Origin of the sequence: Amycolatopsis sp. GA6-003, assembly GCF_046267895.1 — a bacterium.
Classification (GTDB): domain Bacteria; phylum Actinomycetota; class Actinomycetes; order Mycobacteriales; family Pseudonocardiaceae; genus Amycolatopsis.
The window spans coordinates 5,595,403-5,608,490 of the sequence record NZ_CP176499.1; the positions used below are offsets into that span (position 1 = coordinate 5,595,403).

Genomic DNA, 13,088 nt, shown 5'->3' on the forward strand with positions numbered 1-13,088 from the left:
GTCAGCCGCGTGGTTTGACGGTGTTCACGACCGCTTCCAGCACTCGTCGCGAGGAATCGCAGTTCTTCGTGCCCGACGGGGTGGTACTCGTGCCCCCATACACATCGAGTCGGTCCCACCAGCCAAGTTCCTGCTGCGGAAACGTCCACGCCACAACACATGAGTCGCCCTCCTGTCTGACGGAAAGGTACGCGTTCCCGATCTTGGTCTCGGCGTTGTCCAGCGACTTCACGTGCCAGGTTTTCAGCAGGTAGGTGGTACGACCCTGCCAGTTGCACTCGTGCAATCCCTGTACTTCGCTGCGCAGGGTTTGCGCAGTCGCGTCTTGCAAAGGTTTCTTCAGCTCGGGCGCGCATAAATCGGCTTGCCGGAGTGTCTTCTCGACATTGGGATATGGCTCCGGGTTGTCGCGCAGCTTCTTCAGCACCACATCCATAGCTTCCTTTGCGATCCCGCAACTTGTTTGCGCGGTTCGTCTCGCGCTTACCTCTATGCCGTAGTCGGGTGTCGCGGGATTGCTGACCGCGAGCGAGCAGTCGTCCGATTCCTGGTTTTGGATGGCATCCAGAGCGCCGACCTTGGTTGGTTGTCCTTTCTTGCCTGACATGCGCACGCCCAGTTCGAGCGACAGGAGCGAACGATCGGAAAGCTCCGCTGACCTGTCGAAGAAGTAACCACACCGGTCGTACTGCGAATCCGGGTCCCCCGCAGCCAGCAGCTTTCCGCTCTTCGGCAGCGAATCAGGTCCGAGCAGCTTGCACGGATCGACCCGGCGCAGTGCCGCCGCGCTCAGCGGATCCGGCGGCGGAGCGCTGGTGCTGGGTGCGGCAGCCACGACGGGGTCGGCGTCTCGGTTCGCCAAAATCACCGTGGTCGTCACCGCCGCGAGAACCACTGCCATCGCTGCCGCGGCAGTCGGGATCAGCCACTTAGGACGTTTCCGGGGCTGCTTCGGCACCGGCAACGCAAGCGCTGCCCTCACTTCGGCCTGCTGACGCTCGATCATCGAGTACACCGCTGGCGGCCAAGGCGTCGCAGTGAGCTGAACCGAGCCGAGAAAGTCCAGGATCTGCGCCGTGTTCGGCCGCGCCTTCGGATCCTTGGCTAGGCACGGTTCGACGAGCCGCCGCAGGTCCGGGTGCAGGGTGGTGAGATCGGGTGCGCTGTGGACCACGTTGTACAGCGTCTGAGGCGTGGATGCTCCGGCGAACGGTGCCCGCCCGGTCGCAGCCATCGTAACCAGCGCGCCGAATGAGAACACGTCGCTGGCAGGTGTCAGAGGGAGACCGTTCGCCTGCTCCGGCGACATGAACCCGGGCGAACCGATGATCGAGCCGGTGTGGGTGATGTCGGTGTCACCTTCGGCGGCCCTGGCGATGCCGAAGTCGATGACCCGCGGGCCGTCCGTGGCGAGGAGGACGTTGCTGGGCTTGAGGTCCCGGTGGATCAGGCCGACCCGGTGGATCTCGGCGAGCGCCGACGCGAGACCGGTAGCGAGGTAGTGCACCGCGCTCAGCGGGAGCGGCCCCGCGGCGTCCACTGCTTCCTTGAGGGAGGGGCCCGCGACGAAGACCGACGCGAGCCACGGCAGCGGAGCCTCCGGATCGGCGTCCATCACGGCAGCGGTGTACGCGCCGGACACCATCCGGGAGGTTTCCACCTCGCGCTTGAACCGGGAGCGGAACCCCGGATCGTGTGCGAATGCCGGATGCACCTGCTTGACCGCGACGAGCCGTCCTTCCCTGGACACCCCGAGCAGCACCCGGCCCATTCCCCCTTCCCCCAGCGAAGCGATCAGGCGATAGCGCCCGAATTGTCGCGGTTCGCCGGGTGGCAACGGCTGCACTGAATACTCTCCATTCCCCGGTTGTGGCCCTCGTGGTCGAGACGCGGGTGGAAGTCCGGGAGAACTGCACACGGCACGCGTCCGAAGTCTTAGAGTAAGCGGGGGAACCGAACCGGTCAGGGGAACGTCTGAACTGGTTGGGAAGCGAGTGTCGCGAAGGGGATGACGAACGGTGCCTGTCTACGACCCGGATTCCATGGCTATCGCCGCCAGGAACGTGGAGAAGCTGAAGGACGAGTTCGAAAAGTCCAAGAAGCACCTCACCGGCGTTGACGACGAGCCGGAAAGCCCGTTCGGCACGATGGGCGGCTCCAAGGACGTGCACGGCGCGGTCGGCACGTTCAAGCAGGGCGTGCACAGCGAGTTCGACGCGGCCGGGAAGCTGATGGAGGCGACCAGCTTCATTCTCAAGAAGGCCGCCGGGCTGATCCAGGAGACCGACCAGGTCCACAAGACCGACCTGACCGTTCACGAAGACCGCTGAGCAGGCACGAGGGGGCTGGAGCATGGCGCTGATCGACTACCCGCCGAACTGGAATGGCATTGTCGAAAAGGCCAAGAAGGTCGACAAGATCAACCCGGACGCGATCAACCGGGCGGGGCAGCAGTTCACCGAGGCCGCGAAGCGGGCGGGCGACCACAGCCAAGAACTGAAATCGTCCACCGATTCTTTGGCCGGCGGGGTGTGGGAAGGCCCGGCGGCGGACGCCTTCGTCGACTACGTCCGGCAGATCACCACGGCGGGTGCCAAGGTGCAGGGGCATCTTGACGAGGTCGGCAAGGACCTGACCCAGCTGTCGAGCGACCTCGGCGGGATCAAGAGCAAGGTCACCGAGGCCTTCAACACCGCCAAGACGCGGATCGACAACCGCATCAAGGAAGAGTCGGACAAAGCGCAGAAGGCGCAGGCCGCCGAGGCCGAGTACGCCAAGTCGGACAAAAAGGGCCCGGCGCCCAGTCCGACGTCGCAGTCCATCATCGACAAGGCGAACCAGGACAACCAGACCGACGCCACCAATGCCGAACAGGCCATCGACCCGCTGCTGAAGCAGGCCGACGACATGGTCAAGAAGTCGCAGGACCTGATGAAGACCCAGATCGAGGGCGGCTACTCGAAGGTCCCGCTCCCGAACTCGGACGGCACCATCCCGCAGAGCACCGGCGGCCTGCACACCGGACACGGCGGCGGTGGCGGCGGAGGCGGGCACCACGGCGGCGGTGGCGGGGGCGCCAGCGGCGGCGGCGGCGGTCTCGGCCCGAGCGGCGGTCCGCCGTCCTCGCCTCCGCCCGGCAACGTTCAGCAGTGGATCCAGGAAGCGATCAAGGCACTGCAGGCCGCGGGCGTGAACGTGACCGACGCGGACATCAAGAACATCTGGGCGATCATCCAGCACGAGTCCGGCGGCAATCCGAACGCGATCAACAACTGGGATTCGAACGCCGCGGCCGGGCATCCGTCCAAGGGGCTGATGCAGTGCATCGACTCGACGTTCAACGCGCACAAGCTGCCCGGGCACGACAACATCTACAACCCGGTCGACAACATCATCGCCGGCGTGCGGTACTCGATCGACCGGTACGGCTCGCTCGGCAACGTGCCGGGCATCCAGGCGATGGCGCACGGCGGCGCGTACCGCGGTTACTGACGGCACGCCCGGCGCGCGGTCCCGCCGGTTAGCCTGGCCGCATGGTCGACATCGGTGCTTTCGGCGGGCCCGCGCTGCGGGCAGGCGTGCCTCCTTTCCACGTGATGGACGTGCTGTCCGCGGCGCAGGCCCGGCAGCGCAGCCACGGCGACCTGATTTCGCTGGCCGCCGGGCAGCCGTCGGTGCCCGCTCCGGCGGCGGTGCTCAACGCCGCCCAGGAAGCGCTCAAGGCGCACACCCTCGGCTACACCGAACAGCTCGGCATTCCTGAGCTGCGCGAATCCGTCGCCGGGCATTACCGGCGCACCTACGACATCGACGTGACCGCGTCCGACGTCGTCCTGACCACCGGCTCGTCCGGCGGGTTCCTGCTGTCGTTCCTGAGCGCGTTCGACCCGGGCGCGCGGGTCGCGATGGCCCGTCCGGGTTACCCGGCGTACCGGAACCTGCTGAACGTCCTCGGCTGCGAGGTCGTGGAGTTCGCGACCACGGCCGAGACGAATTTCCAGCCGACCGTCGAGCAGCTGAACCAGCTCGGGCCGATCGACGGGCTGATCGTCGCGAGTCCCAGCAACCCCACCGGAACCGTGCTGCCGCCGGGCGAGCTGGCGGCGATCTCCGGCTGGTGCGCGTCGCACGGCGTGCAGCTGATCAGCGACGAGATCTACCACGGGATTTCGTACGGCAAGCAGCTCGATTGCGCTTGGCAGTACGGCCGGGAAGCGCTGGTGCTCGGGTCGTTCTCGAAGTACTTCGCGATGACCGGCTGGCGGCTCGGCTGGATGCTGGTGCCGCAGCGGCTGCACCGCGCGGTCGACGTCCTCACCGGCAACTTCACCATCTGCCCGCCCGCGGTTTCGCAGTACGCGGCGGTCGCGGCGTTCACCCCGGAGTCGTACGCCGAAGCGGACGCGCACGTCGAGCATTACCGGCGCAACCGCGACCTGCTCTTCGCCGGCCTGCGCGAGATCGGCCTCGGCAAACTCGCCCCGGCCGACGGCGCGTTCTACGCCTACGCCGACGTCTCCGACCACACCACCGACAGCCTGAGCTGGTGCCAGCGGCTGCTCGCCGACACCGGCCTGGCGATCACCCCGGGCATCGACTTCGACCCGGTCGACGGCGGCCGCTACGTGCGGTTTTCCTTCGCGGGCGCGACCGAGGACGTGACCGAGGGGCTGCGTCGGCTCGGTGGCTGGCTGGGGTGAAACCGGTCAGGGGGAACCCCGAGCTTTCCCTGAACGTTGGCCCGAATGAGAGAGTTTCCGACGCACGGATGGCACGCTGGAGGGCACCGGGCCGACGTGGCGCGGAAACGGCATCGGAGGAGCCATGTTCTGGAAGATCGTCGGAGCGCTCGTCGTGGCCTGGATCGCCTTCATGGTGATCGGGTCCGTGATCGGCTTCCTGTTCAAGGCCGTGCTGTGGATCGGCATCATCGGCGGGGTGCTGTTCCTGGGCACCGCGGCCTACGGGGCGATCACCGGCAAGAAGCAGTCGAAGCGGATCACCCGCTGACCGGCGCCGAACCATCCTGAGCAGACGACGGCTCCCGCACCGGGAAAAGTGCGGGAGCCGTTCGCGGTTCAGGCCAGTGCCGCTCGGGCGGCCTCGGCGCCGTCCCACAGGTGGGCTCGGATTCCGACCGCGCGGGCACCGTCGATGTTGACCTGGCGGTCGTCGAAGAACAGGCACTCGTCCGGTTCGGCACCCAGTTTGTCCAGCAGCAGCTGGAAAATCTCGGCATCCGGCTTCGCGACCTTCACATCGCCGGAGAACAGCGTGTGCTTGAACAGCTTCGACCATTCCTGTTCGCGCACCCAGACGCCGAACGCCGACGGCGCGTTCGACAGCAGCGCGAGCGAGGCTCCGGCGTCGGACAGCGACTGCAGCAGGTCCAGCGAGCCCGGCGCGAGCTGTCCCCATCCGGCGACGTCGAGTGCGGTCAGCTCGGCCGACAGCGCGTCGTCCACCTGCACGCCCACCTGGTCGCCGATCGACGTCCAGTACTCCAGGTCGGTGCAGCCGCGGTCGTACGCGTCGCGCACGCTCCAGTACACCGGCTCGAACGTCTCGGGCGAGACGCCCATGGCGGCGGCCAGCTTCGGCACCGCGGCGGTGCGGTGGCTGAGCACCTCGCCGTAGTCGAACACGATCCAGTTGGTCACCCGAGTCCCCCAGGGTTCAGGCACCGGCTTTGATCCGGTGCAGTGCTTCGGCGATGTCGGCGGACGACAGGTCGCGGTGGGTCACGAACCGGACCTTGCCCGCCATGGGCAGGGCTTGAATGCCGAGCGAGCCGAGCCAGTTCAGCGCGGTCGGCACGTCCGGCACCCCGGCCAGAACGATATTGGTGTCCGGCGGCTGCACGTCCCAGCCGTGTTCGGAGAGGCCGTCGGCCAGCCGTTTCGCGAACTCGTGCGTTTCGGCCAGTTCGTCCACGCGGTCCAGCGCGACCAGGCAGGCCGCGGCGAGAATTCCGCCCTGCCGCACGCCGCCGCCGAGCATCTGCCGCATCCGGCGGGCCTTTTCGACGAACTCGGCACTGCCCGCGAGGACCGAGCCGACCGGCGCGCCGAGGCCCTTGCTGAAGCACGCCGACACCGAGTCGACTCCGACGGTCAGCGCGGCGGGCGGCACCTGCAGCGCGACGGCCGCGTGCCAGATCCGCGCGCCGTCGAGGTGCACGGTGAGCCCGGCTTGCTTCGCGACGGACAGCAGCTGCGCGTGCTCGTCCGGCGGAGTGACCGCGCCGCCGGCCGCGTTGTGCGTGTTCTCCAGGCACAACAGCGTGGTGCGGAGCGTGAAGTACGGGCCGGGGTTGCCGATCGCGGCTTCGAGCGTTTCCGGCAGGCACCGGCCGGGGCCCGCGTCGTGTTCGAGGATGTCCGGCATGCCGCCGGCCAGCCACGCGGCCGAGCCGAGTTCGTTGACGAGCACGTGCGCGCCGCGGGTGGCGAGGAAGCGGTCGCCGCGCTGGAGGTGGACGCTCAGCGCGATCAGATTCGCCATCGTCCCGCTCGGCGTCCACAGGGCGGCGGGCATCCCGAGCGTCTGCGCGGCCCGGTGCTCCAGTTCGGCGATGGTCGGGTCGGTGCCGATGACGTTGTCGTCGACCTCGGCCTCGGCCATGGCCGCGCGCATGATCGCGTCCGGGCGGGTGACGGTGTCGGAACGGAAGTCGATCAGCTGCCCAGTCATGGTCACAGTCCGATCACATCACACAGCTGGGCGCGGCATCAATGCGGCGGGGGGTGGAACGTTTCCGGCCGGACGTGCAACCGTGGACGCCCCCGGATCCGTCCCTTCACCGGACATGGCCAGAGCGGAGCTGCAAAGCGCGTGGACCAGCGCGACGAACAGGAGTTCGCGGAGTACTTCGCCGCGAAGAGGGACGCTGTGCGCCGGACTGCCTATCTGCTGTGCGGGGATTGGCACAAGGCCGACGACCTCGCGCAGACGGCGTTCGTCGCGTTGCACCGGAGGTGGAAGAAGATCAGAGACCGCGCGGCGACCGACGCGTACGTGCGCAAGACGCTGGTGCGCGCGGTCATCGACGAATCCCGCCGTCCGTGGCGGCGGGAGCGGCAGACCGAGGTGCTGCCGGAACCCGTCGACGACAGTCCCGGGCTCGCCGAACGCGTCGCGACTCGCGAGGACCTGCTCGCGGCGCTGAAGGAAGTGCCGCCGAAGCAGCGGGCGGTGCTGGTGCTGCGGTTCTTCGACGGTTTGGACGTCGGGGCCGCGGCGACCGCGCTGGGCTGCAGCGAGGGCAACGTGAAGAGCCAGACGGCGCGCGGGCTGGCGAATCTGCGTCAGGTGCTGGAACGGGAGGTGGAGACCAATGGATGAGCGGGAAGCTGAGACGTTGTTCTCCGCCGTTCCCGGCGAGGTGCCGCCGCCGACCTTCTCGGTGGAAGACGTGGTGCGCCGTTCGAAGCGCGAAACGGTGCGCCGGCGCAACCGGATCACCGCGGGCGCGGCGGCCGTGCTCGTGGTCGCCGGGTTCGGTACCTGGGGAATTGTGGGTATTTCGAACGAGAAGTCCGATTCGATGGCGAATTCCGCGGCCGCGCCCGTGCAACCTAGTGGACCGGCGGCGCGTCCTTTCAGCACTGGGGATGACTTCCCGGGCGAGCCGTCTCGGCAGGGAGCCGGCGAAACCGGGAGGACCGGCCCTCGGGTCGAAGGCACCTCCGGGTGCGGACGGGTGGACTGGGAGCTCGCCACTGCCCTCGCTGGCGAGCTCCCAGGCCACTTGAATGCCGCACAGGCTTCCCCAGGCAGCGTTTGTACGACGTCGTCGCGCGGCGCGGGGTTCCCGCTTCCGGACGGGATGATCGGCGCGGCGGTGTTCGCTCGCGGGACCGCGGTGAACGTGCCCACGCAACCGGCCGGAGCCGTCACCGTGCGTCAGCAAACCGGCAGTGGCGGAACTCTCGTGCTGGTCAGCGTGCCGGGGACTTCCGGGCATCCAGCACCGTACGCGACCGACCTGGCGCGCTTCGCCGCTTCGCTGGCCCCCCGGTTCTGATCGGCGGCCGTCGGGGCGGCTGGCAGAATATCCGGGCATGACGGCAGCAGCCACCACTCCCAAGGGCGAGCGACGACGGGCCGCGCTCGTCGAAGCCGCCGCTGAGCTGCTGGCCGAGGGCGGTTTCGACGCGGTCCGGCACCGGGCCGTCGCCGAACGGGCGGGCCTGCCGCTGGCGTCCACGACGTACTACTTCGATTCGCTGGAAGACCTCGTCACCGCCGCGGTGGAACACCACGGGCAGACCGAACTGGCCAACGGACGCCGGCAGCTGGAGGACCTGACGACCCGGAACCGGGGCGTGCAGGCGACCGTGGAACTCGTGCTGGACATGCTGCTCGGCCCGCAGAGCGGCGATCCGGAAGCCGACGCCGAGGCGGTCCTGCTGCGCTACGAACGCCTGGTCGCGACCGGGCGGCGGCCGTACCTGCGCCCGTTGATGCGGACGCTGTCCCAACAGCTCAACGAACTGCTGACGGAGATCTTCGCCCGGTCCGGGACGCCGGTGGCCAAGGACGAGCTGGACCGGCTGGTCGCGCTCGTGGACGGAGCCGTGGTGAACGCGCTGATCGCGGTCGACCCGGCTCCGCGCGCCGCGGCCGGGCGGATGCTGCGGACCGCGCTCGCGGAGTCCGCCAGCGTCCATTGAGGACAGTCAGTCCGGGTACGCCGCGGTGGCGCGGATTTCGACCAGCAGCCCCGGACTGGCGAGCCCGCTGACGCCGATCATCGACCACGCCGGGTACGGCTCGGCGGGCACGAGGCGCTTTTTGGCTTCCAGGAAACCGGGCAGGTGCTGGTGGATGTCGACGTGGTAGCTCGTGACGTCGACCAGCGCGGAGAGGTCGAGGCCTTCCAAGCGGAGGATTTCCTCGATCCGGCGGAGCGCGATCTCGGTCTGCTCCTCGACGGTTTCCGCGATCTCGCCGTCCGGGCGGCGGCCGATCGTGCCCGCGATGAAGAGAAGGCGGTCCGCGCGGACGGCGGCCGAGTAGCCGAAGCGGGAGAAGGCGGAGGCTCCGGACGGCCCGAAAACCTCGGAGTCCTCGGGGATTTCGACGGAATGCATGTGGCTTCCTTTCTCAGCTTCCCCAGCGGGAAGCGTGGCTGGCGCGTTCCAGCCGGGTTTCGCCGTCGGCCGCGCGTTCCCGCAGGAAATCCGCGGGCACGGACGGCACTGGCGCGTTCTTCGGGTTTTTCGCGGCTTGAGCGACGATCGCGTCGGTGAGCGAGCGGACCATCTCGAGCCGGGGGTAGGCCGCGTGGATCGCCGCGCCCTGCTCGTCGGTGACTGCGTCGAGGTACTCGGCACCGATCGGTCCGCCGAAGTCGACGGCGACCCCGGCGCGGACAAGCACGCACAGCGGACCGCGGTGTTCGGCGATGCCCGCGGAGGTGTGCAGGGCGATGGCCTGCCAGACCTGGTCGGCGTCGCCAGGCGAAACCCCTTGCTGGACCAGGAATCTGGCCGCGCGTTCGGCTCCCTCGACCTCGAAGCGTTCCACGTGCGGGCCGTCCGGGGCCACGCCGATGTCGTGCATGACGCACGCGGCGAACAGCAGGTCGTCGTCGAAGTCCGACAGGGCGAGCCGGTCGGCGACGAGGCGGGCGAACAGATAGGTGCGGACGCTGTGGTTGAACACCGACTGCGATTCCACCGGGCGGACGACGTCGAGCACGGCGTCCGCCAGCGGGGTCGCGGGCAGGGCGAGCACCGGGTCCGGAAGGAGTTCGGTCATGTCTTCAGGGTGGACCGCGAGCCGCTGACCTGGTGAGTGGCAAGTTTGCCGTACTTCGATAGAATCTTGCCATGACGGTGCATCGGGTCGCGGTGCTGGCACTCGACGGCGTCCTCCCGCTGGACTTGGCGATCCCGGCGCAGGTGTTTCACGTCCGGCCGCAAACGCACTACGAGATGACGCTGTGCGCGCTTGGCCCCACGGTTTCCACCAGCGCCGGGTTCACCCTGGCCGCCGAGGGCGGGATCGAGGAGCTGCGCGCGGCGGACACGGTGATCGTGCCGGGTTACGACCCGATCGGCCCAACGCCGGAAGCGGCGGTCGAGCTGCTGGCCGAGGCACGCGACCGAGGGCGGCGAGTGGTGTCCATCTGCACGGGTGCGTTTGCGCTGGCCGCGGCAGGGGTGCTGGACGGTCTGCACGCCACGACGCATTGGGAATACCTCGACCAATTCGAGCGGGAATACCCGGCGGTCCAGGTCGACCGGGACGTCCTCTACGTCGACGAGGGCGACGTGCTCACCTCAGCAGGCGTGTGCTGTGGCATCGATCTCTGCCTGCACATCGTGCGCCGCGATCTGGGCGCCGCGGTCGCGAATCGGATCGCGCGCGGTCTGGTCGCCGCTCCGCACCGCGAGGGCGGGCAGGCGCAGTACGTCCCCGCGCCGCTCGCGGACGCTGGGGATGCTTCGCTGTCGGCCACCAGGGAATGGGCGTTGCGGCGACTGGACGAATCGCTCAGCATCCGGCTGCTCGCCCGGCACGCCGGGATGTCGCAGCGGACTTTCCTGCGCCGGTTCGCCGAGGAAACCGGGACGACGCCGCTGCAGTGGCTGCTCAACGCCCGGCTTGGCAAAGCGCGGGAATTGCTGGAAACCACCGACTATTCGGTGGACCGGGTGGCGCGGGATTGCGGTCTCGGCACCCCGGCCAACCTGCGGTTGCACTTCCGGCGCGTGCTCGGGACCACCCCGACGGCTTACCGCCGGGCGTTCACTTCCTGACCCGCTCGCTTGGCGTCGGCGGCGGAGGTGGCCAGCAGCTCCAGCATCGCGGTCTCCGCGCCGACCGGGTCATGCGCGGCGATGGCGTCGAGTACCCGGCGGTGGCTCGGCACCGGATCGCCGGCGGGACCGGCGCTGTGCACCAGCTTGTCCCGTTCCGCCAGGCCGATCGCGATGACGCGTTCGATCTGGAGCAGGAAGTTGTTGTGCGCGGCGGCCAACAGGCTGCGGTGAAAGGACAAATCCGCCTCGACGCTCGCTTCCAGATCCGGCGCGGCCACCATGGCGTCGAGCGCGGATTCAAGGGCGGCAAGGTCTTCGGCGGTCGCGCGCTCGGCGGCCATCCGCGCGGCAGCGGGTTCGACCACCGCGCGGACTTCGGCTAATTCGTCCAGCAGACCGGCGTTTCCGCGGGCGGTGGTTTGCCAGCGCATGACATCGGCATCGAGCAGTTGCCAATTCCCGCGCGATTGCACGAACGTGCCATGCTTCTGCCGCGCGCCGATCATTCCCTTTGCGGCCAGCACTTTTAACGCTTCCCGCAGCGCGGTGAGACTGATGTCCAGCTCCTCGCGCAGTGCGGGAAGATCCAGCACCATGCCCTCGCGCCATTCGCCGGACAGAATGCGCGCGGCGAGCGTTTCCACGGTCTGTCCGTGCAGGCCGCGAGGGCGATGGTCGGTCACCGGAGCGGAAGCACGCACGTCGGGGAGCCAGCCGGGTAATCACGGACCTCCGCGTTTCCGAGGTCCTTCAACGGGAAAACGGAAATGGCGTCGTCCTTGAACGCCGCGACGTAGCACAGCCCGTCCGCCACGGCGAAGTTCCACGGATAAGAACCGCATCGCTGATCCGCCGTCGCGCGCAGCGGAGTCCCGGCGAACGACGTAATGCATTCCGGGCCGCGATTGGACAGGTAAATCCCGGAGTCGAGTACTTCCAAGTGTGCCACCAGGGATTCGCCGCCCGCCACCGTCGAAGGGGTCGCCTCGACGAACTCGAACGCTCCCGGCGAAGTCTCCCGCATCGTGATCAGCTCGCCGGACAATTCCCCTGCCACGTAAGCGATTCCGTCCGCGCCGCGGACGAGCTGCCGCGGTCCGGTGCCCGGCGGCAGCGCCGAAACGGCCAGCGGGGTGAGTTTTCCTTGCGGGGACAGCGTGTAGCTGCGGATTTCGTCGGTGCCCAGGTCGACGGCGCTCACCACCGAACTGTCCGCCGAGGACACCGCCATGTGGACGTGCGGGCCTTCCTGCCGGTCGGCGCGCGGCCCGCTCCCGGTGTGCTGCACCAGGTCCGTGCGTCCGTCGATCCGGCCGTCCTCGCGCAGGGCGAACACCGCGAGACTGCCGCCGCCGTAGTTGGCGCACAACAGAAACCGGCCGTCCGGCGTCACCGCGAGGTGGCACGGGCTTGCCCCGCCGGATTCGACCACGTCGAGCGCGACCAGGCCGTCGGCGACCGAAACGGAGGTGATCTCGCCGTAGCTCGTCTCGTTGACCGCGTACACCATCGGCAGCGCGGGATGCTGGGTCAGCCAGGTCGGCGACACCATCGGCACGGTCGAATCCGCGACCAGTTCGCCGCCGGAGCGCCGGAAAACCGCGATTCCCGTACCCTTCCCGCCGGTTTCGGCGGTACGGCAGCCGACGAGTACGACGTCGCTCACGAGTTCTCCCTCACTAATGCGGCCACTCGGGCCCGGATGTCCTCAGCGGATCCACGGGTCAGCGCCGACCCGATCCCGCAGGCGACGGCGCCCGCGTCGAGCCAGCGTGGCACGTCCTCGGGAGCGATTCCACCCGTCGGCACGAGCGGAGCCTGCGGAAGCGCGGCGCGCACGTCCTTGATCCACTGCGGACCGAGCGTGGAAGCCGGGAAAACCTTTACGGCGTCAGCACCTTCCTCCATCGCACGCACGATTTCGGTAACCGAACCGGTGCCCGGCAGCGCCGCGACGCCGTACCGATGAGCGGTACGCAAGACCTCGGTGTGCAGCGACGGGGAGACGAGAAACTGTGCACCTGCCCGGATTGCGGCCGTCGCGGACGATTCGTCGAGCACCGTGCCGGCCCCGATCGTGGCGTCCGGATAGGCGGCACTCAGCTCCTCGATGGCGACAAGCGCACCCGCGTTGGTGAGCGGGACTTCGACCGACTTCAACCCAGCGTCGAGCACTGCCCGCGCGGCGGCGACGGCCGAGGCGGCGTCCGCCGTCCGCACGATTCCGACGACGCCCTGGCGCACCGCTTCGCGCGTGATCTCCCACCGGTATCCCATGGCGGCCAGCCTAGCAGGAGAATTATAAATTACTAATTA

At 68.5% G+C, this 13,088-nt stretch carries 16 protein-coding genes; 8 read left to right on the forward strand and 8 right to left on the reverse strand.

The features are described from left to right. Position 1: 1 nt before the first annotated feature. The gene (locus F9C12_RS25205; protein WP_409462035.1) at positions 2-1,846 is read right to left on the reverse strand and encodes a protein kinase domain-containing protein; all 1,845 of its coding nucleotides are present in this window, start codon (positions 1,844-1,846) and stop codon (positions 2-4) included. A 172-nt stretch (positions 1,847-2,018) separates the two neighbouring features. Between F9C12_RS25205 and F9C12_RS25210 the strand changes: the two genes are divergently transcribed. From F9C12_RS25210 to F9C12_RS25225, 4 genes are all read left to right on the forward strand, one after another. Next, a complete protein-coding gene (locus F9C12_RS25210) occupies positions 2,019-2,330 on the forward strand; it encodes a hypothetical protein (protein ID WP_067577414.1) in 312 nt (103 codons plus the stop codon). Positions 2,331-2,352: 22 nt separating this feature from the next. Beyond that, positions 2,353-3,492 (forward strand): transglycosylase SLT domain-containing protein, encoded by a 1,140-nt coding sequence (locus F9C12_RS25215; RefSeq protein ID WP_409184303.1) that lies wholly within the window; start codon positions 2,353-2,355, stop codon positions 3,490-3,492. A 41-nt stretch (positions 3,493-3,533) separates the two neighbouring features. Continuing rightward, a complete protein-coding gene (locus F9C12_RS25220) occupies positions 3,534-4,700 on the forward strand; it encodes a pyridoxal phosphate-dependent aminotransferase (RefSeq protein WP_409462036.1) in 1,167 nt (388 codons plus the stop codon). Positions 4,701-4,824: 124 nt separating this feature from the next. Further along, entirely contained in the window at positions 4,825-5,010 is a 186-nt protein-coding gene (locus F9C12_RS25225; RefSeq protein WP_409184305.1) for a hypothetical protein, read from the forward strand. Positions 5,011-5,078: 68 nt separating this feature from the next. Here the strand turns inward: F9C12_RS25225 and F9C12_RS25230 are convergent, their stop codons facing one another. Together F9C12_RS25230 and F9C12_RS25235 are read right to left on the reverse strand one after the other, a co-directional pair. Next, positions 5,079-5,660, reverse strand: a complete 582-nt coding sequence (locus F9C12_RS25230; RefSeq protein ID WP_409462037.1) for an HAD family hydrolase — start codon at positions 5,658-5,660, stop codon at positions 5,079-5,081. 16 nt (positions 5,661-5,676) lie between these two features. Further along, on the reverse strand, positions 5,677-6,693 hold the full coding sequence (locus F9C12_RS25235) for a threonine aldolase family protein (protein WP_409186844.1): 1,017 nt from the start codon (positions 6,691-6,693) through the stop codon (positions 5,677-5,679). 141 nt (positions 6,694-6,834) lie between these two features. Between F9C12_RS25235 and F9C12_RS25240 the strand changes: the two genes are divergently transcribed. From F9C12_RS25240 to F9C12_RS25250, 3 genes are read left to right on the forward strand one after another with little or no spacing between them, the layout of a single operon-like run. Then, positions 6,835-7,344, forward strand: a complete 510-nt coding sequence (locus F9C12_RS25240) for a SigE family RNA polymerase sigma factor (RefSeq protein ID WP_009084836.1) — start codon at positions 6,835-6,837, stop codon at positions 7,342-7,344. Continuing rightward, positions 7,337-8,026, forward strand: coding sequence for a hypothetical protein (locus F9C12_RS25245; protein ID WP_409184307.1), 690 nt, complete (start codon positions 7,337-7,339; stop codon positions 8,024-8,026). The genes F9C12_RS25240 and F9C12_RS25245 overlap by 8 nt, the downstream gene beginning before the upstream one ends. A gap of 37 nt (positions 8,027-8,063) precedes the next feature. Further along, positions 8,064-8,675: a TetR/AcrR family transcriptional regulator gene (locus F9C12_RS25250; RefSeq protein WP_409184308.1), complete on the forward strand. Its 612-nt coding sequence runs from the start codon at positions 8,064-8,066 to the stop codon at positions 8,673-8,675. Positions 8,676-8,681: 6 nt separating this feature from the next. Here the strand turns inward: F9C12_RS25250 and F9C12_RS25255 are convergent, their stop codons facing one another. Both F9C12_RS25255 and F9C12_RS25260 read right to left on the reverse strand, forming a co-directional pair. Beyond that, positions 8,682-9,095, reverse strand: coding sequence for a Rid family hydrolase (locus tag F9C12_RS25255; protein WP_409462038.1), 414 nt, complete (start codon positions 9,093-9,095; stop codon positions 8,682-8,684). A 13-nt stretch (positions 9,096-9,108) separates the two neighbouring features. Beyond that, positions 9,109-9,765, reverse strand: a complete 657-nt coding sequence (locus tag F9C12_RS25260) for an HD domain-containing protein (RefSeq protein ID WP_409184310.1) — start codon at positions 9,763-9,765, stop codon at positions 9,109-9,111. 71 nt (positions 9,766-9,836) lie between these two features. Here F9C12_RS25260 and F9C12_RS25265 point away from each other — a divergent pair, with 71 nt between their 5' ends. Beyond that, positions 9,837-10,769 (forward strand): GlxA family transcriptional regulator, encoded by a 933-nt coding sequence (locus F9C12_RS25265; RefSeq protein WP_409462039.1) that lies wholly within the window; start codon positions 9,837-9,839, stop codon positions 10,767-10,769. On the opposite strand, the gene F9C12_RS25270 is transcribed toward F9C12_RS25265, so the two are convergent. Genes F9C12_RS25270 through F9C12_RS25280 form a run of 3 tightly spaced genes read right to left on the reverse strand, consistent with a single transcriptional unit; the run spans position 10,745 to position 13,049 of the window. Then, positions 10,745-11,455: a FadR/GntR family transcriptional regulator gene (locus F9C12_RS25270; RefSeq protein ID WP_409467069.1), complete on the reverse strand. Its 711-nt coding sequence runs from the start codon at positions 11,453-11,455 to the stop codon at positions 10,745-10,747. The genes F9C12_RS25265 and F9C12_RS25270 overlap by 25 nt on opposite strands. Continuing rightward, positions 11,452-12,438: a lactonase family protein gene (locus F9C12_RS25275; protein ID WP_409184312.1), complete on the reverse strand. Its 987-nt coding sequence runs from the start codon at positions 12,436-12,438 to the stop codon at positions 11,452-11,454. The genes F9C12_RS25270 and F9C12_RS25275 overlap by 4 nt, the downstream gene beginning before the upstream one ends. Further along, positions 12,435-13,049 (reverse strand): bifunctional 4-hydroxy-2-oxoglutarate aldolase/2-dehydro-3-deoxy-phosphogluconate aldolase, encoded by a 615-nt coding sequence (locus tag F9C12_RS25280; RefSeq protein ID WP_409462040.1) that lies wholly within the window; start codon positions 13,047-13,049, stop codon positions 12,435-12,437. The genes F9C12_RS25275 and F9C12_RS25280 overlap by 4 nt, the downstream gene beginning before the upstream one ends. Positions 13,050-13,088 lie beyond the last annotated feature (39 nt).

What these genes read in the sequence shown, in the direction of transcription:
- F9C12_RS25215 (WP_409184303.1), top strand. Translation starts at nt 2,353, where the DNA reads ATGGCGCTGATCGACTACCCGCCGAACTGGAATGGCATTGTCGAAAAG.
- F9C12_RS25220 (WP_409462036.1), top strand. Translation starts at nt 3,534, where the DNA reads ATGGTCGACATCGGTGCTTTCGGCGGGCCCGCGCTGCGGGCAGGCGTG.
- F9C12_RS25225 (WP_409184305.1), top strand. Translation starts at nt 4,825, where the DNA reads ATGTTCTGGAAGATCGTCGGAGCGCTCGTCGTGGCCTGGATCGCCTTC.
- F9C12_RS25235 (WP_409186844.1), bottom strand. Translation starts at nt 6,693, where the DNA reads ATGACTGGGCAGCTGATCGACTTCCGTTCCGACACCGTCACCCGCCCG.
- F9C12_RS25245 (WP_409184307.1), top strand. Translation starts at nt 7,337, where the DNA reads ATGGATGAGCGGGAAGCTGAGACGTTGTTCTCCGCCGTTCCCGGCGAG.
- F9C12_RS25250 (WP_409184308.1), top strand. Translation starts at nt 8,064, where the DNA reads ATGACGGCAGCAGCCACCACTCCCAAGGGCGAGCGACGACGGGCCGCG.
- F9C12_RS25255 (WP_409462038.1), bottom strand. Translation starts at nt 9,095, where the DNA reads ATGCATTCCGTCGAAATCCCCGAGGACTCCGAGGTTTTCGGGCCGTCC.
- F9C12_RS25260 (WP_409184310.1), bottom strand. Translation starts at nt 9,765, where the DNA reads ATGACCGAACTCCTTCCGGACCCGGTGCTCGCCCTGCCCGCGACCCCG.
- F9C12_RS25265 (WP_409462039.1), top strand. Translation starts at nt 9,837, where the DNA reads ATGACGGTGCATCGGGTCGCGGTGCTGGCACTCGACGGCGTCCTCCCG.
- F9C12_RS25280 (WP_409462040.1), bottom strand. Translation starts at nt 13,049, where the DNA reads ATGGGATACCGGTGGGAGATCACGCGCGAAGCGGTGCGCCAGGGCGTC.